Genomic DNA, 16,916 nt, shown 5'->3' with positions numbered 1-16,916 from the left:
ATCAGGGACAACAGTCGGAGGTTCGACCTTTTGCCCTCCGAGTAGGCCGTCCGACTACCGGACGCCACTGTCCCGGTTACCGATCGTTAACTTCTGTGCGGGCCTCCTGGTAAGAGTCTGACGACGCGGGCAGAGGCGGAGTCGTGACAGGATCGAGAGGTGGACCGCTCCGTTGTGACCAGCACCGTCCGGACGCTCTGGGACTCCGAGATCGTCCCGAGCCTGTCTCGGCTCGTGGCCGTGCCTGCCGTTTCCCCCGCCTTCGACCCGGCGTGGGAGGAACACGGCGAACTGGCCGCCGCCATCGACCACGTGCGCGCGTGGATCGCCTCGCGAAACCTGCCCGGCGCGACCCTGGAGGTCGTCCAACTGGCGGGACGCACGCCGCTGCTCGTGGTCGACGTGCCGGCCTCCGGCAACTCCGGCGACGACACGGTGTTGCTCTACGGACACCTCGACAAGCAGCCCCCGGTGGGCGGGTGGGGCGAAGGACTCGGCCCCTGGACCCCCGTGCTGCGTGACGGACGTCTCTACGGGCGCGGCGCTGCCGATGACGGTTACTCCGGTTATGCCGCAGTTGCCGCAATCGAGGCCGTGCGCGCGTCGGGCGGTTCGCACGCCCGTTGCGTCGTGCTGCTGGAGACCGGTGAGGAGTCCGGTTCGCCCGACCTGCCGGCGTACCTGGAGCACCTGTCCGACCGGCTGGGCCGCGTGTCGCTGGTCGTCTGCCTCGACTCGGGCGGCTCCGACTACGACCGCATGTGGCTGACCACGTCGCTGCGCGGGTTGGTGCAGGTCACGGTCACCGTGCGGGTGCTGGAGGGCGGCCTGCACTCCGGCATGGCGTCGGGCATCGTGCCGTCGTCGTTCCGGATCGCCCGCACCCTGCTCGACCGCATCGAGAACTCCGAGACCGGCGAGGTCCTGGTGCCGGAGATGCACGTCGAGATCCCCGCTCACCGGCTGGCGGAGGTCCGCGAGGCCGTCGAGGCCGCACCGGGCGCCCTGTGGGACCCGGTCCCGCGCGTCGGCGACCTGCAGCCGATGTCGCCGGACGAGGTCGAGCTCGCGCTGAACTCCGGTTGGCGGCCCACCCTGTCCGTGACCGGCGCCGAGGGCCTGCCGCTGCCCGACGACGCGGGCAACGTGCTGCGCCCGTACACCTCGCTGGTCCTGTCGTTCCGCCTGCCGCCGACCGCGTCCTCCGCGGCCGCGCTGGAGGCGGTGCGCACGCTGCTCACCACCGACGTGCCCTACAACGCGACCGTGGAGCTCTCCCGCGTCGAGGCCGCCGACGGCTGGAACGCGCCCGAGCTGGCCCCGTGGCTGTCCGCCGTGCTCGACGAGGCGGGCAAGGACGTCTTCGGCGCACCGTGGCGGACCGTGTCGCTGGGCGGCTCGATCCCGTTCATGGGGCTGCTGCACGAGGCGTACCCGGAGGCGCAGTTCGTGGTCACCGGCGTGATCGGACCGGACTCGAACTGCCACGTGCCGGACGAGTGGCTGCACCTGGCGCACGCGGCCAGGGTCACCGAGGCGGTCGCGCTGGTGCTGGACGCGCACGCGGCACAGGGGTCATAACCCTCCGCTACTCCCCACTACTCTCAAGTACTCTCCACTCAGTTGGAGAGTACTTGAGAGCAGAGAGTGGTGCCGGTGGACACCTCAGCGTTGACCTCACTCGTCGACCGCCTGCGCCGAGCAGGCGCGGAGATGGCCGACGTCGAGGTGAAGGCCGCTGCGGGCGGCCTGCCGAAGAGCACGCTCGAGACGCTGTCCGCGTTCGCCAACACCCACGGCGGCACCCTCGTCCTGGGCTTGGCCGAGAACGAGGGGTTCCGGCCGGTTGAGCTCACGGCTCCGGCCAAGTTGCGCGACGACCTGGCTTCGCAGGCGAGCGACTCCCTGCACCCGCCGCTGCGCATCGCGGTGGACGTCCTGGACTTCGAGGGCGCACCGGTCGTGGTCGCCGAGATCGACCCGCTCCCAGCGGACCAACGGCCTTGCTACGTCGAGGCGAAGGGCATCGCGTCCGGCTCCTACGTCCGCGTCGGTGACGGCGACCGCCGGATGACGCAGGTGGAGATCGGTCTGGCGATCGCCAACCGCGGCCAACCCCGCTACGACCTGGAGGCCGTGCCGGACGCCGTCGTCGGCGACCTGGACCGGGTCGCCTTCGGTCGCACGATCGAACGCGTCCGCCAGACCACCCGCGCGTTCCGCGACGTGGACGAGGTCACGGCATTGGAGCGCATGCGCGTCCTGGTCCGTGCCGACAACGGTCACCTGGTCCCGTCCCTGGGCGGGCTGTTGACGTTCGGCACCTACCCGCAGCAGTACTTCCCCCAGCTCACCGTGTCGGTCGTGGTCTACGGCGGTGACGACACCGAAGCGCGTTTCACGGACAACCCGGTGATCCGCGGCCCGATACCCGAGCTGGTGGCCGAGACCATGGCGGTGCTGCGCCGCCACATGCGCACCCGTTCGTTCGTCGACGGCTCCGGCAGGCGCGAGATGCCGGACTACCCGATGGAAGCGGTTCGCGAGGCCGTGGTCAACGCCGTGCTGCACCGCGACTACAGCGGTGGCACGAGGGGTGTCCAAGTACAGATCGAGCTGCACCCGGACCGGCTGGTCGTCCGCAGCCCAGGCGGCCTCTTCGGTCCGGTCCTGCTCGAGGACCTCGGCGCCGAGGGCGTCAGCTCGTCGCGCAACGCGTTCCTCGCCTCGCTGCTGTCGGACACCTTCCTGCCGGGCAGCGATCGGCTCGTAGCGGAGAACAGGGCGTCCGGCATCCCCGCGATGATCAGGGAGTTGCAGCGCTCGGGACTGGCGCGACCGATCTTCCGCAGTCCGTTGAGCCGGTTCGAGGTGGAGTTCAGCCGGTCCGAACTGCTCGACCTCAGAACGCGGCGGTGGCTCACCGGGCTCCGGCAGTCGGGACTCACCCAGCTGCACGAGCTCGCACTCGCCACCATGTTCCACGGCCGGCCGATCAGCAACGCGGCCCTCCGGCAGTTCGGGGCGAGTCGGGCGGAGGCCACGACCGTGCTCCGCGACCTGGTCACCAAGGAGCTGGCGGTCCGCACAGGCGGCCGGCGGTACGCGACCTATTCGCTGGGCGTGACCGCCGAGACGCCCGATCTGTTCACCGTCGACCAACCCCGACCAGAGGTTGCCGACGCACTCCGCGTGAGGGGGGTGGCGCGCGCGGCCGAGCTCGCCGCCGCCACCGGCTACTCGCGGCAGACGGTGCTGACCAGACTGGACGAGTTGGTCAAGGCCGGTCTGGCGCGGGTCGAGGGCGCACCCAACAGCCCCAAGCGCAGGTACTTGTGGGCAGGGCTCGAGTGAGGAACGACTCAGCGCTGACCAGGAGGTGACCGGACCTCCGAATCCGTGACGCACACTGGGTCGATGGGCGAAGAAGCGGAACGGGCGCGTCTCGCGGAGTCGGGCACACCGACTTCGCCGTGGCGGCTGTGGGGGCCGTACCTCTCCGGCCGGCAGTGGGGCACGGTCCGCGAGGACTACTCGCCCGGCGGTGACGCCTGGGCGTCGTTCCCGTTCGACCACGCCCGCTCGCGGGCCTACCGGTGGGGCGAGGACGGCATCGCGGGCATCTGCGACGTGCACGGGTTCCTCAACCTCGCCCTGGCGCTGTGGAACGGCAGGGACCCGATCCTCAAGGAGCGGTACTTCGGTCTCGCCAACGAGGAGGGCAACCACGGCGAGGACGTCAAGGAGCACTGGTGGGTGACCGACGGGACGCCCACCCACTCCTGGATGCAGGTGGTCTACCGCTACCCGCAGCGCGAGTACCCGTACGAGCGGCTCAGGGAGATGGCGCGCACCGCGGGGCGGGAGAACCGGGAGCCGGAGCTGTCCGACACCGGGGTGCTCGACGAGAACCGGTTCTTCGACGTCGTGGTCACGTACGCGAAGGCGGAGACCGACGACATCTGCGTCGAGATCAGCGCCACGAACTGCGGACCGGAGGACGCGCCGCTGCACCTGCTGCCGCAGCTGTGGTTCCGCAACACCTGGGCGTGGGGGCGGGACGGGCGGCCGTGCCGGCTGGTCGCGAGCACCACGACCGGGCGCAAGGTGACCGCGGACCACGGCAACCTCGGCCGGTACACGCTGCACCTGGACGACTCGCCGTCGTTGCTGATGACGGACAACGAGAGCAACGAGGTGGCGCTCTTCGGGGCCGAGCGCAACCCGTCGCCGTGGGCCAAGGACGGCATCTGCGAGTACGTGGTGCGCGGCTCGACCAGCGCGTGCCAGGTCGTGGGGCCGGACGACCCCGGTGCGGCGGGCACGAAGTTCGCGGCCTGGTACTCGTTCGACCCGGTGGAGCCGGGCGAGACGGTGACGGTGCGGCTGCGGCTGACCGGCGGCGACGGGCACGTGGACCCGTTCGGGCCGAGCTTCGCCGAGACCATGGCCGCCCGCAGGCTGGAGGCCGACGAGTTCCACGACGCGATCGCGCCCGAGGCGGGGCCTGAGCAGAGGCACGTGCTGCGGCGCGCGCTCGCCGGTCTGATGTGGACGAAGCAGCACTACCGCTTCCGCACCCGCGACTGGCTCGACGGCGACCCGACGAAGCCCGAGGCGCCCAGCTCGCGGCGCACCCCCGAGGCGCGCAACGTGCACTGGCGGCACCTCGACGTGGCCGACGTGATCTCGATGCCGGACGAGTGGGAGTACCCCTGGTTCGCGGCGTGGGACCTCGCGTTCCACACGATCCCGTTCACGCTGGTCGACCCGGCGTTCGCGAAGGAGCAGCTGCTGCTGTTCTGCCGCGAGTGGATGATGCACCCGAACGGCCAGATCCCCGCCTACGAGTGGGAGTTCGGCGACGTCAACCCGCCCGTGCACGCGTGGGCGGCGCTGCAGGTCTACCGCGCGGACGGCAGCAGGGACCGCGGGTTCCTCGCCAAGGTCTTCCACAAGCTGCTGCTGAACTTCTCCTGGTGGGTCAACCGCAAGGACGCCGGCGGCAGCTACCTGTTCGAGGGCGGCTTCCTCGGCATGGACAACATCGGCCCGGTCAACCGGTCGGAGCCGATGCTCGGCGAGTGGCGGCTGGAGCAGTCCGACGCCACGTCGTGGATGGCCGCCTACAGCCTGCACCTCATGCAGATCGCGCTGGAGCTGGCACGCGACGACGAGTCGTACGAGGACGTGGCGACCAAGTTCGTCGAGCACTTCCTGTCGATCGCGGAGGCGTTCACGCACTTCGGGTCGTCGGGCAGCGGCATCTGGCACGACGAGGACGGCTTCTGCTACGACCGGGTCTCCCGGCGCGCCCACGACGGGTCAGTGGAGTCCGAACCGGTGCGGGTGCGGTCGATGGTGGGCCTGATCCCGCTGCTGGCGTCCGCGGTGCTGGAACCGTGGGTGCTGGAGGAGCTGCACGGCTTCACGTCACGCCTGGAGCACCTGCTCAAGCGGCGGCCGGAGCTGCGGCAGTTCATCACGTTCCACTACGAGCGCGGCGCGTTCGCGTCGTTGCTGGACGAGCACAGGCTGCGGCGGGTGCTGCACCGGATGCTCGACGAGCACGAGTTCCTCTCGCCGCACGGCATCCGGTCGCTGAGCGCCGCGCACCGCGAGGGCCTGGAGGTCAAGGTCGCCGGACAGGACCACCGGATGGGCTACGAGCCGGGCGAGTCGCACACCCCGATGTTCGGCGGCAACTCGAACTGGCGCGGCCCGGTCTGGCTGCCCACGAACGCCCTGCTGGTCGAGGCGCTGCGCACGGTCGAGGCGTTCCACCGCGGCGAGTTCCAGGTGGAGATGCCGACGAACTCCGGGCGGGCGATGACGGCCGGTCAGGTCGCGGACGAGCTGAGCGACCGGCTGGTCGGGCTGTTCCTGCCCGACCACGACGGGCGCCGGCCGTCGGACGGCAAGCGGATCGAGGCGTCGGAGTCACCCCTTTGGCGGCGGCACGTGACGTTCAGCGAGTACTTCGACGGCGACACGGGCGAAGGGCTCGGGGCGACGCACCAGACGGGGTGGACGGCGCTGGTGGCGGGGCTGCTCACGGAACGGAGCAGCTGAGGCGGAACCGGACCGACCCGCGGTCCCCGTGATCAAATCCTGATCAAGGACGCGCTCGCAGTTCGTCACCATTCGTGTGCAATACGTGCAGACGTTGTGTGATCTAGGCCAATTTGCGCAACATCCTGCGGCCGATTTGCCCATGTCACGCAAAATTGTTGCAACGGAGTGGCCTGTAACACGCACGTGCTGTCCACCACGTCACCCGGGTGGCAGTATCCCGTTCACTCGTCCGCAACAGTTACGAGGAGTGACGCAGTGGCTCGTCGAACCAGGCACGTGCTCGCCCTGCTGCCCGCAGCGGCCCTAGCGCTGACCGCGCTGACCGGCTGCGCGACGAGCACCAACAGCGGTGGCGGCACCAGCAGCGACAGCGGGGTGAAGCTCGTCAAGGACGGCAAGCTCGTCACCTGCACGCACCTGTCGTACAAGCCCTTCCAGTACAGCGAGGGCGACAAGACCATCGGCTTCGACGTCGACCTCGTCGACCTGGTGGCCAAGAAGCTGAACGTCCAGCAGGAGATCCTCGACACCGCGTTCGAGGGCATCCAGAACGGCCAGAGCCTCAACGTCGGCGACTGCGACGTCGCCGCCGCGGCGATGACGATCACCGACGAGCGCAAGAAGGCGCTCGACTTCTCGGACCCGTACTTCGACGCCGAGCAGGCCCTGCTCGTGAAGAAGGGCACCGGTTACAAGGACCTGGCCGCGCTGAAGGGCAAGAAGCTCGGCGTGCAGCAGTCCACCACCGGTGAGATCTACGCGAACGAGAACAAGGAGAAGTACGGCTACGAGGTCGTGCAGTTCGAGGACCTGACGTTGCAGGAGACGGCGGTCCGCACCGGGTCCGTCGACGCCGCGATCAACGACAACGGCCCGCTGTACGACTACGCCAAGGAGTTCCCCGACACCGAGGTGACGACGGAGTTCCCGACCGGCGACAAGTACGGCATCGGCATCAAGAAGGACAACAAGGCCCTGCTCGACGTCGTCAACCAGGTGTTGAAGGACGCGAAGAGCAGCGGCGAGTACGACAAGATCTACGAGAAGTGGTTCGGCAAGAAGCCGGCGTCGAAGTAAGCGGCTTCCCACGGGGTCGGCAGAGGACCTGCCGACCCCGTCTCACGTCCGGACCGATCCGCTAGGAGCCTCACATGGCGCTGTCCAAGCGAAAGCGCGCCACATACTTCAGGTACGCGCAGTACGGCCTGCTGGTGCTGGTCGCACTGGTGGTGGCGTTCACCGCGAACTGGTCGGAGATCGCGCACACGTTCTTCGACGTGGATACCGCGGGGGCGATGTTCCCCGAGCTCATCACGGTCGCGTTCAAGAACACCGTCATCTACACGCTGTTCGGGTTCGGGCTCGCGTTGGTGCTCGGCCTGCTGCTGGCACTGATGAAGCTCTCGTCGGTGGCACCGTACCGGTGGATCGCCACCGTCTACATCGAGTTCTTCCGCGGTGTCCCCGCCCTGCTGGTGTTCCTCGCGTTCACCGTCGCGGTGCCGCTGGCGTTCCAGCTGAAGTTCGACATCTACTCGATCGTGATGATGGCGCTCGGCCTCGTCGGCGGTGCCTACATCGCGGAGACGGTCCGCGCCGGCATCCAGGCGGTGCCGAAGGGCCAGGTCGAGGCCGCGCGCTCGCTGGGCATGTCGCGGGGCCGCGCGATGATCACGATCGTGATCCCGCAGGCGTTCCGGATCATCCTGCCGCCGCTGACCAACGAGCTGATCCTGCTCACCAAGGACTCGTCGCTGGTCTACGTCATCGGCCTGGCGCGCGACGACTACGAGCTGCTCAAGTTCGGCCGCGAGTTCCTCAGCCGCAGCCCCACGCTGACGCCGATCCTCGTGGTCGGCCTGTCCTACCTGGTGATCACGCTGCCGCTGGGCTACCTGTCGCGGTACCTGGAACGGCGCTCCGGCGGGAAGAAGGTGGCCGTCGTATGAGCGACGTCAGTGTCGAGATCAGCGGGCTGAAGAAGTCGTTCGGCCCGCTCGAGGTCCTGAAGAACATCGACCTCCAGGTCAACCGCGGTGACGTGGTCTGCATCATCGGCCCGTCCGGTTCCGGCAAGTCCACGTTGCTGCGCTGCATCAACCTGCTGGAGGAGCCCCAGGGAGGCCGGATCGTCGTCAACGGCGTCGAGCTCACCGACCCGGACGTCGACATCGACCTCGCGCGCACGAAGATCGGCATGGTCTTCCAGGGCTTCAACCTGTTCGCGCACCTCAACGTCATGAACAACCTGACCATGGCGCAGCGCAAGGTGCTCAAGCGCAGCGAGCAGGCGGCGAACGAGATCGCGTTGCGCAACCTCGAACGCGTGGGGCTCAAGGAGAAGGCCAACTCCATGCCCGCGGAGCTGTCCGGCGGGCAGCAGCAGCGCGTGGCGATCGCCCGCGCGCTGTCGATGGACCCAGAGGTGATGCTGTTCGACGAGCCGACCTCCGCGCTCGACCCCGAGCTCGTCGGTGACGTGCTCGGCGTCATGCGGCAGCTCGCCGACGAGGGCATGACCATGCTGGTCGTCACGCACGAGATGCAGTTCGCCCGCGAGGTCGCCGACAAGGTGATCTTCATGGACGGCGGCTACATCGTCGAGGCGGGCCCGGCGGCCGAGGTGATCGGCAACCCGCAGGAGGAGCGCACCAAGTCGTTCCTGTCGCGCGTGCTCGACCCGACGCACCAGGGGCCGTCCGCGTAGCCGCGCCGGTTCCCCGTGATCGACCTCGAAACGCGGCGCGGCCGGTCACACTGGTGCGGTGGCCACGCAGAAGAGGCTCCCTGCGGCTGACGTACTGCGCGGCCTGGGGGAGAACGAGAACAGCACCGGCGGTGGCGGGTGGCGGTTGCCGCGGCGCAAGCCGAGCACCCCACCCGTCATCCGCGTGGTGGACCACGTCGTCACCGGCGTGCTCGACCTGCGCGCGGTCGAGGTGCCGTACGTGCTGGAGTTCGAGCGCTGCCGGTTCGAGGCGACACCGGACCTGCGGCAGGCGAACCTCGCCGGCATCTCCTTCACCGACTGCGACCTGCCCGGTCTGCAGGCGCGCAACCTGCACAGCAGCAACGACGTCTCGCTGCTCGGCTGTCGCGTCGGCGGCCTCGTCGACCTGACCGACGCCGACATCGCGGGTTCGGTCCTGTTGCGCGACAGCGAGTTCAGCGTTCCCGGAGGGCTGTGCGTGCACGCTGACCGGGTGACGCTCGCCGGCGCGTTGCTCGGCTTCGGCATCCGCACCGAGGGCGAGATCCGGATCGCCGGTGCGCGGATCGGCGGCAACGTCAACCTCGTCAGCGCGGTGCTGAGCAACGCCGACGGGTTCACCTTGAACGGCAACGGGGTGCAGGTCGGCGGCAACTTCCTCGGCACGTTCACCTCGCACGGCGTGGTGTTCCTCGCGAACGCCCGGATCAGCTCGGCGTTGTCGTTGCGCGGCGCGGTGCTATCGCGCGGCGCGGAGTTCGACGAGACCACCGACCCGCACGCGGACCCGTCGGCGACGCTGGTCCTCGACCGCGTGGACGTGTCCGGTGACGTCGAGCTCGACCGCGGTTTCACCAGCGCGGGCACGATCCGCGCGGTGAACGCGAAGATCTGCGGCACGTTGTCGTTCGCCGACGCCGTGCTGGACGCCGTGTCGCCCCCCGCCGTCGGCACCGAGCCGACCGGCGCCGGGCGCGCGTTGCACGTCGACGGCGCGGAGATCGGCGGTGACGTCGTGGGCCGCGGCGTGCACATCCAGGGCCAGCTGCGGATGGTCGACACGCACGTGCGCGGCAGCATCACCGTGGAACGCGCCGTTGTGGACAACCCGTTCGCGGACGCCGTGCTGGCGAACCGGACGCGGGTGGGCAGCAACTTCGTGGTCCGCGAGTCGAACGTCTCCGGCGGGCTGGAGCTGCGCGCCGTGACCGTGGGCGCGAACCTCGACCTGCGCGGCAGCCGGTTGACCAAGCCGGGCAAGTACCGCCACCAGCCGCGGGAGAAGCCGTCGCTGGACATCGGCGGTGCCACCATCGGCCGCGACCTCATCTGCGCGCGCGGCGAGAAGGAGTTCGTGGCGCACGGCGGGGTGCGGTGCCGGCGCGCGGTGATCGGCCGCATGGCGAACTTCAACGGCGGCGTGCTCGGCTACAAGCTCGACAGCCACGCGTTGAACGGCATGGGCATGCAGGTCCAGGAGCTGATGCTGAACGTGGTGTCACCGCCGAAGGGTCTCGTGACGCTGCGGCAGGCGCGCTGCAACTCGTTGGACGACAACGAGAACTTCTGGAACGCCACCGGTTTCATCGACCTCGACGACTTCCGCTACGACTCGCTGGCCCACCCGATCGACCTGCGCGACGACGCCCAGGTCGAGCAGCGGCTGCGCTGGCTGCGGCACGCGATGCGGCGCAGCTACCACCCGCGCCCGTACGACCAGTTCGCGGAGATGCTGACCGCGGCCGGCAACGAGGAGCACGCCTCCACCGTGCTGATCGAGAAGCAGCGCCTGCGGTACCGCGCGGTCGCCGAGGGCATGCGGTTCTTCGGGCCGCTGGTGCTGCTGTGGAGCTTCCTGCAGCGCTCGATGGTCGGCTACGGCTACCGCCCGGCGCGCGCGTTGGGGTGGCTGATCACCGCGTGGCTGATCGGGAGCATCTGGTTCCAGCACAAGGGCCCGCTGGTGCCGATCAACGAGGACGACCACCTGCCGTGGAACGCGTGGCTCTACACGATCGACCTGGTCGTGCCCATCGTGGACTTCGGCAACAAGAACCGCTGGCAGACGCCGGGCACGTCGATGTGGATCGCGTCCGGCCTGATCGTGTCCGGCTGGGTGCTGGCGACGACCGTGGCCGCCGGTCTCACCCGGATGCTGAAGCGCTGACCCCGCCGCCACACCGTCCACTGTGATCGGTGTGGAGCCGCTGCCGGGGTGCGCGGATTAGGATCGGCGACCGTGACTGATCTGGTGCTGGCACTGGACTTCGGCGGCACCAAGATCGCCGCCGCCCTCGTCGACCCCTCCGGCGCGGTGGTGCGGACCACCCGCGTCCCCACCCCCGCCGCGGACCCGTGGCCCGCGGTGTCGTCGCTGGTCACGTCGGTGGTCGCCGACGTGGCGGTGGCCGGTGTGGGCATCGCCTCGGCCGGCCCGGTCAACACGGTGGACGGCACCGTGTCGCCGATCAACGTGCCGTCCTGGCGGAACTTCCCACTGCGCGACTCGGTGGCGTCCCTGCTCCCCGGCGTGCCGGTGGAACTGGCCGGTGACGGCGTCTGCATGGCCCTCGGTGAGCACTGGCGCGGCGCCGGCCAGGGCAGCCGCTACCTGGTCGGCCTGGTCGTCTCGACCGGCGTCGGCGGCGGCCTGGTCCTCGACGGCCGCCCGTTCGGCGGTCGCACCGGAAACGCCGGCCACATCGGCCACGTCGTCGTGGACCCGGACGGCACGCCGTGCACGTGCGGTGGCCGCGGCTGCGTGGAAACCGTGGCCGCAGGCCCCCGCATGGTCGCCTGGGCGCGCCACGCGGGCTGGCAGGCCCCGGACGACGCCGACGCCGCCCTGCTCGCCGCCGCAGCGCTCGCCGGTGAGGAGATCCCGCTGGCCGCCTTCGACCGCGCTGGCCAAGCCGTCGGGATGGCCATCGCGGGGGCGGCTGCGGTGTGCGACCTGGACGTGGCGGTGATCGGCGGCGGGGTGGCGCAGGCCGGTGAGCTGCTGTTCGAGCCGGTGCGGCGGGCGTTGAAGGCGCACGCCGGGTTGTCGTACCTGGCGGGTCTTGAGGTGCGGGCGGCGGAGCTCGGTGGGGAAGCGGGGTTGGTCGGGGCGGCGGCGCTGGTCCAGGCCCGGTGAGGCGGGGCAGGCGCGATCCGGTGCGGCGATGCGTGGGCACCGGCGCGCGATTGTAGAATTGTTGAACGATACTGCAATCGAACGATCCCGCAAATAGACTGGCGCGGTGACCGAGACGTGGGTGTCGACGCTGGCGCAGGGCAAGGGCGGCCTGGAGCGGGCCAGCACCGCGCAGAAGGTCGCCGACATGCTGCGCGAGCGCGTGCTCGACGGGGAGCTGGCGCCGGGCCTGCGGCTCAGCGAGGAGGCGATCGGCGGGGCGCTCGGGGTCAGCCGCAACACGCTGCGGGAGGCGTTCCGGCTGCTCACGCGGGATCGAATCCTCGTGCACGAGCACAGCCGCGGGGTGTTCGTGCGGACGCCGACGGCCGAGGACGTGCGCGACCTCTACGCGGCGCGGCGGGTGATCGAGTGCGGTGCGCTGCAGAAGTGGGCCGACGTCGACGAGGCGCGGCGCAACGCGGTGCGGATGCCGGTCGAGGAAGCGCTCTCGCACGGGTCCAGGAAGGACTGGGGGCGGGTCGGGACGGCCAACGTGCGGTTCCACCGCGGGATCGTGGGGCTGGCGGGCAGCAGCCGGCTGAGCGAGGAGTCCGACCGGCTGTTCGCGGAGCTCATGCTGGCGTTCCGGGTGGTCAGCGATCCGAAGCGGCTGCACCTGGCGTACCTGCCGCTGAACCGGGAGATAGTCGAGCTGCTCAACGCGGGTGACGTGGACCGCGCGACCGGCAAGCTGCGGGAGTACTTCGACCTCGCGGAGGCCGACCTCGTCGAGCAGCTCGGGGAAGCGCGGAGCTGACCGCCCAAAGAAAGTGTTAAGCGGAGTGCAACGATTCCGATCAGCGTGCTGACGAGCCGTGTCGTCAGGCCTAACATCCGCGCAACACCGCGTACACGGAGGGCCCCATGCCGTCGGAACCCAGGACCGGCTTGCGCTGGAGCAACTGGAACCTGTTGCTGATAGTCCCGCTGCTGATGCTCATCACACCGTGGTTCAACATGGACGAGCCCCGCCTCTTCGGGCTCCCCTTCTTCTACTGGTACCAGTTCGTGTTCGTGCCGGTCGGCGTGCTCGCCGTCGGTCTGGTCTACGTGAAGACCAAGGACGCGCCGGTCGTCACCGGTAAGCCGGACGAGCTGGGTGTCGACGACCTGGACGAGGGAGCGAACTGATGCAGTGGACTGAGCTGATCGTCTTCAGCGTCCTCTTCCTGCTCGTCACGGTCATGGGTTTCGTGGCGGCGCGGTGGCAGAAGGGCGAGACCCTCGACCACCTCGACGAGTGGGGTCTGGGCGGCCGGAAGTTCGGCAGCTGGATCACGTGGTTCCTGGTCGGTGGCGACCTCTACACCGCGTACACGTTCGTCGCGGTGCCGGCGCTGATGTTCGGTGCCGGTGCGCTCGGCTTCTACGCCCTGCCGTACACGGTGGTGCTCTACCCGATCGTCTTCCTGCCGCTGGTGCGCATGTGGTCGGTCAGCCGCGTGCACGGCTACGTCACGCCCGCCGACTTCGTGAAGGGCCGCTACGGCTCGCACTGGCTGGCACTGATCATCGCCGTCACCGGCATCGTCGCGACCATGCCGTACATCGCGCTGCAGCTGGTCGGTCTCGAAGCGGTGCTGCGGTCGATGGGCCTCAACGGTTCCGGCATCCTCGGCCACCTGCCGCTGTTCATCGCGTTCGTGATCCTCGCGCTCTACACCTACCAGTCGGGCCTGCGGGCGCCGGCGCTGATCGCGTTCGTCAAGGACATCCTGATCTACATCGTCATCCTCGTGGCGATCGTCTACCTGCCCGCGAAGTTCGGCGGCTGGGGCGAGATCTTCAACGACGCGCAGGCCAAGTTCGACGCGACGCCGGCCAAGACCGACGGCATCCTGTTGAACAGCAACAACCAGCTGCAGTACGCGACGCTGGCGCTGGGCTCCGCGCTGGCGCTGTTCATCTACCCGCACTCGCTGACCGGCATCCTCGCGAGCCGCGGCCGCAACGTCATCAAGCGCAACATGGTCGCGCTGCCGGCGTACTCGCTGGTGCTGGGTCTGCTGGCGCTGCTGGGCTACGTCGCGATCAGCGCGGGCACCAAGCCGATCGTCAACCAGGCGACCGGCCGCCCCGACACGAACACGATCGTTCCCGAGCTGTTCGGCCAGAACTTCCCGTCGTGGTTCGCGGGCATCGCGTTCGCGGCCATCGGCATCGGTGCGCTGGTGCCCGCGGCGATCATGTCGATCGCGGCGGCGAACCTGTGGACGCGCAACGTCTACAAGGAGTACGTGAAGAAGGACGCGACGCCGGCGCAGGAGGCGAAGCAGGCCAAGCTCGCGTCGCTGGTCGTGAAGTTCGGCGCTGTCGCGTTCATCGTGTTCGTCGACCCGCAGTTCTCGATCGACCTGCAGCTCATCGGCGGCGTGATGATCCTGCAGACGCTGCCGGCGGTCGCGATCGCGCTGTACACCCGCTGGTTCCACGTCTACGGCCTGATCGCCGGCTGGGTCGCGGGCATGGGCTACGGCATGTGGCTGCTCTACAACATCGGCAACCCGGCCATCGGCAAGGCGCACTTCGCCGGGTCGGCGCTGCCGCTCGGCAAACTGTCGATCTTCGGCTGGCACCCGTTCGGCGCCTCTACCGTGCAGATCTACGTCGGCATCGTGGCGCTGGTGGTGAACCTGCTGGTCGCGGTGATCGCCACGCTGATCGCGAGGAAGGCCGGGGTCTCCAACGGCGTCGACCACACCGACCCGTCGGACTACCACGTCGACGAGGACAGCCCGCGGGTCAAGCCGGTGGCCGCGCACTGACACCTGTCGAGACGCAAGGCTGACGACAACGGGCCACCTGGCGGGTTTGCCGGGTGGCCCGTTGCGCTAAGCATCTAGGTGTGAAAACCATCGCCGGTCTGGTCGGACTCATCGCGACGGCGTCGCTCGTCGTGGCGCCGGGGGTCGCGCAGGCCCAGGACGCGCACTGCTACGACACCGCCGCACCGCTCACGGTCGAGGAGCAGCGGCTCGACGACGTGCTCGTGCCCGGCGGGCCCGCGGTCGGTCCCGCACTGGTGGCGCTCGGCGGGTTCGACGGCAGGGTCGGGGACTTCACCGCCAAGCTGTGCCGCCAGATCGTCGCGAAGCAGGCGCGGCAGTTCGTCGTGAACGAGGGCAACGCGCTGTGGAAGGCCGCCGTCGCCCGCGCGCAGAGCGCGAAACCGCTCGCGCACGACGCCTACGACGACCGCCCGCTCTACTGGGCGCGCTTGCAGCTCACCACCGCGCTGCGGCAGTGGAAGCCGCGGTTCGCGTTGTCCGTCAACGACCGGGCGAAGCTGATCCAGCAGTTCGACTGGGCCTCGCGCGGGCTGAGCGACGCGGCGTTCCCCACGAGGCCGGGGGTGCGGCGGATCGCGGTGACCGGCTTCGACCCGTTCCAGCTCACCGGCACGAACGTCCGGCGCGCCAACCCGGCCGGTGCGGCGGCGTTGCAGCTCGACGGCCGTGAGATCGACACCCCCGGCGGCAAGGTCGTGGTGCAGGCGGCGGTGCTCCCGGTGCTGTGGGGCGGTTTCGACGAGGGGATCGTCGAGCAGTTCTACGGTTCCGCGTTGCAGCAGCGGAACCGGCCGGACGGGTTCGTGACGATCAGCCAGGGCCGGCCGGACCGGTTCGACGTCGAACGGTGGGCGGCTCGCTGGCGGGGCGGCTCGCCGGACAACAACGACGTGCGCACGTTCGGCAGCGTCCCGGACGCGGCCGGGTGGCCGCAGCCGGCGACCGAGTTCATCGAGACCTCGTTGCCGTACCAGAAGATGATCGACGCGGGCACCGGTCCGTACCCCGTGGTGCTCAACCGCAGCTTCTGCGAGTGGAAGGTCGGCACGCCGGTCGGTTCGCAGCAGGACTGCCGCACGGACGAGCCCACCCCCGGTGCGGTCGCGGCGGTCGGCGGTGGCGGCGACTACCTGTCGAACGAGAGCATGTACCGCGCGAACCGGCTGCGGATCGGTTACGGGGCAACGGAAGTCCTCGGTGGACACCTGCACACGCCGGTCCTCGGGCAGCCCGCCGACCCGGCCGCGCTGACCGATGCGGCCTTCGAAAACCAGCGCCGGGCCATCGCCGATCAGGTCAAGGCCCTAGTCTCTGCGGTGTGACTCGTGTGCGGCTGGCGGTGGGCATCTTCTTGAGCGCGTGGGCGGTCTCGGCCTGCACGATCAACGTGGGCGGGCAGGCGGTCCCCGGACCGATGCCGTCCACCGCCAGCGCGTCCGCGCCGACGCTGCCGAAGGCGGGGCAGTGCATGAACGCGTTCGACCTCAAGGTCCTCGACTGCGCCGGGGCGCACGAGGCCGAGGTGATGAGCGTCGGTGAGCTCTCCGGTCTCGGCGCGAGCTACCCGGACACGCAGGCGCTGCGCAAGGTCGCGCTGCCGCCGTGCCGTTCGGTGCTGACCGAGTACCTGGGCAGTGGCGACGCGGACTCGACGCGCCTGCGGGTGTGGGCCTTCTGGCCGAACGAGCAGGGCTGGAAGGACGGTCAGCGCTGGCGGCTGTGCACCGTCGTGGAGATCAGCCCCGACGAGAAGCCACTGGCGCGCAAGGGTTCCGTGAAGAACATCCTCGGCCAGAACGGCTTCTCAACGTTCCAGACCTGCACCAGCGGCTCACCGTCGAAGGACGCGGAGGTGAAGGTGACGGCCTGCAACGGCGCGCACCTCGCCGAGGCCGTGCCCGGCGGTGTGGTCTCCCTCGGCAAGCCGAGCGACCCGGCTCCGTCCAAGGAGCAGATGAACGCCATCGCGACGGACAAGTGCACCAAGGCCGTGCACGACTACCTGGGTTCGTCCAAGCGCACGGACGTCTTCCCGGCGTGGCGGAACCCCGGTTCGCAGGCGTGGTCAGAGGGTTGGACCAACGCCATCTGCTACGCGGAGGCCACCAGGGCCTTCAGCGGCACTCTCCTCGGCATCCGCGACAACCCGCTGCCCAACTGATCC

13 protein-coding genes are annotated in these 16,916 nt (G+C 69.5%); all 13 read left to right on the top strand.

The features are described 5' to 3' along the window. The first annotated feature begins 159 nt into the window (after nucleotides 1–159). The 13 genes from ACZ7CF_RS14995 to ACZ7CF_RS14935 all read left to right on the top strand — a co-directional run bounded on the left by ACZ7CF_RS14995 (nucleotide 160) and on the right by ACZ7CF_RS14935 (nucleotide 16,913). Complete coding sequence (locus ACZ7CF_RS14995) at nucleotides 160–1,581, top strand: M20/M25/M40 family metallo-hydrolase (protein WP_470369786.1); 1,422 nt, start codon at nucleotides 160–162, stop codon at nucleotides 1,579–1,581. A gap of 75 nt (nucleotides 1,582–1,656) precedes the next feature. Beyond that, a complete protein-coding gene (locus ACZ7CF_RS14990; protein ID WP_360394038.1) occupies nucleotides 1,657–3,354 on the top strand; it encodes an ATP-binding protein in 1,698 nt (565 codons plus the stop codon). A gap of 63 nt (nucleotides 3,355–3,417) precedes the next feature. Further along, the gene (locus ACZ7CF_RS14985) at nucleotides 3,418–6,072 is read left to right on the top strand and encodes an MGH1-like glycoside hydrolase domain-containing protein (protein ID WP_470369785.1); all 2,655 of its coding nucleotides are present in this window, start codon (nucleotides 3,418–3,420) and stop codon (nucleotides 6,070–6,072) included. Between the two features lie 258 nt (nucleotides 6,073–6,330). Then, nucleotides 6,331–7,152, top strand: coding sequence for a transporter substrate-binding domain-containing protein (locus ACZ7CF_RS14980; protein WP_360394033.1), 822 nt, complete (start codon nucleotides 6,331–6,333; stop codon nucleotides 7,150–7,152). Between the two features lie 74 nt (nucleotides 7,153–7,226). Beyond that, a complete protein-coding gene (locus ACZ7CF_RS14975; protein ID WP_360394031.1) occupies nucleotides 7,227–8,024 on the top strand; it encodes an amino acid ABC transporter permease in 798 nt (265 codons plus the stop codon). Beyond that, nucleotides 8,021–8,782 (top strand): amino acid ABC transporter ATP-binding protein, encoded by a 762-nt coding sequence (locus ACZ7CF_RS14970; protein ID WP_470369784.1) that lies wholly within the window; start codon nucleotides 8,021–8,023, stop codon nucleotides 8,780–8,782. The genes ACZ7CF_RS14975 and ACZ7CF_RS14970 overlap by 4 nt, the downstream gene beginning before the upstream one ends. A 58-nt stretch (nucleotides 8,783–8,840) precedes the next feature. Beyond that, complete coding sequence (locus ACZ7CF_RS14965; RefSeq protein WP_470369783.1) at nucleotides 8,841–10,952, top strand: pentapeptide repeat-containing protein; 2,112 nt, start codon at nucleotides 8,841–8,843, stop codon at nucleotides 10,950–10,952. Nucleotides 10,953–11,024: 72 nt separating this feature from the next. Next, the gene (locus tag ACZ7CF_RS14960) at nucleotides 11,025–11,921 is read left to right on the top strand and encodes an ROK family protein (RefSeq protein WP_458429889.1); all 897 of its coding nucleotides are present in this window, start codon (nucleotides 11,025–11,027) and stop codon (nucleotides 11,919–11,921) included. A gap of 106 nt (nucleotides 11,922–12,027) precedes the next feature. Beyond that, nucleotides 12,028–12,720: a GntR family transcriptional regulator gene (locus ACZ7CF_RS14955; protein WP_360394020.1), complete on the top strand. Its 693-nt coding sequence runs from the start codon at nucleotides 12,028–12,030 to the stop codon at nucleotides 12,718–12,720. Between the two features lie 107 nt (nucleotides 12,721–12,827). Beyond that, a complete protein-coding gene (locus ACZ7CF_RS14950; RefSeq protein WP_360394018.1) occupies nucleotides 12,828–13,094 on the top strand; it encodes a DUF3311 domain-containing protein in 267 nt (88 codons plus the stop codon). Beyond that, on the top strand, nucleotides 13,094–14,728 hold the full coding sequence (gene mctP / locus ACZ7CF_RS14945; RefSeq protein ID WP_360394016.1) for a monocarboxylate uptake permease MctP: 1,635 nt from the start codon (nucleotides 13,094–13,096) through the stop codon (nucleotides 14,726–14,728). The genes ACZ7CF_RS14950 and mctP overlap by 1 nt, the downstream gene beginning before the upstream one ends. Nucleotides 14,729–14,808: 80 nt before the next feature. After that, the gene (locus ACZ7CF_RS14940; RefSeq protein WP_470369782.1) at nucleotides 14,809–16,074 is read left to right on the top strand and encodes a pyroglutamyl-peptidase I; all 1,266 of its coding nucleotides are present in this window, start codon (nucleotides 14,809–14,811) and stop codon (nucleotides 16,072–16,074) included. Continuing rightward, complete coding sequence (locus ACZ7CF_RS14935; protein WP_360394010.1) at nucleotides 16,071–16,913, top strand: septum formation family protein; 843 nt, start codon at nucleotides 16,071–16,073, stop codon at nucleotides 16,911–16,913. The genes ACZ7CF_RS14940 and ACZ7CF_RS14935 overlap by 4 nt, the downstream gene beginning before the upstream one ends. Nucleotides 16,914–16,916 lie beyond the last annotated feature (3 nt).

Source organism: Lentzea sp. NPDC036955, assembly GCF_055608005.1.
The sequence above is the reverse complement of the archived record's forward strand: the minus strand, read 5'-3'. Positions and strand labels throughout refer to the sequence as shown.

Bases quoted from the DNA above. Each gene is read 5' to 3' on its own strand.
- ACZ7CF_RS14950 (WP_360394018.1), top strand. From the start codon at position 12,828: ATGCCGTCGGAACCCAGGACCGGCTTGCGCTGGAGCAACTGGAACCTG.
- ACZ7CF_RS14975 (WP_360394031.1), top strand. From the start codon at position 7,227: ATGGCGCTGTCCAAGCGAAAGCGCGCCACATACTTCAGGTACGCGCAG.
- ACZ7CF_RS14970 (WP_470369784.1), top strand. From the start codon at position 8,021: ATGAGCGACGTCAGTGTCGAGATCAGCGGGCTGAAGAAGTCGTTCGGC.
- mctP (WP_360394016.1), top strand. From the start codon at position 13,094: ATGCAGTGGACTGAGCTGATCGTCTTCAGCGTCCTCTTCCTGCTCGTC.
- ACZ7CF_RS14985 (WP_470369785.1), top strand. From the start codon at position 3,418: ATGGGCGAAGAAGCGGAACGGGCGCGTCTCGCGGAGTCGGGCACACCG.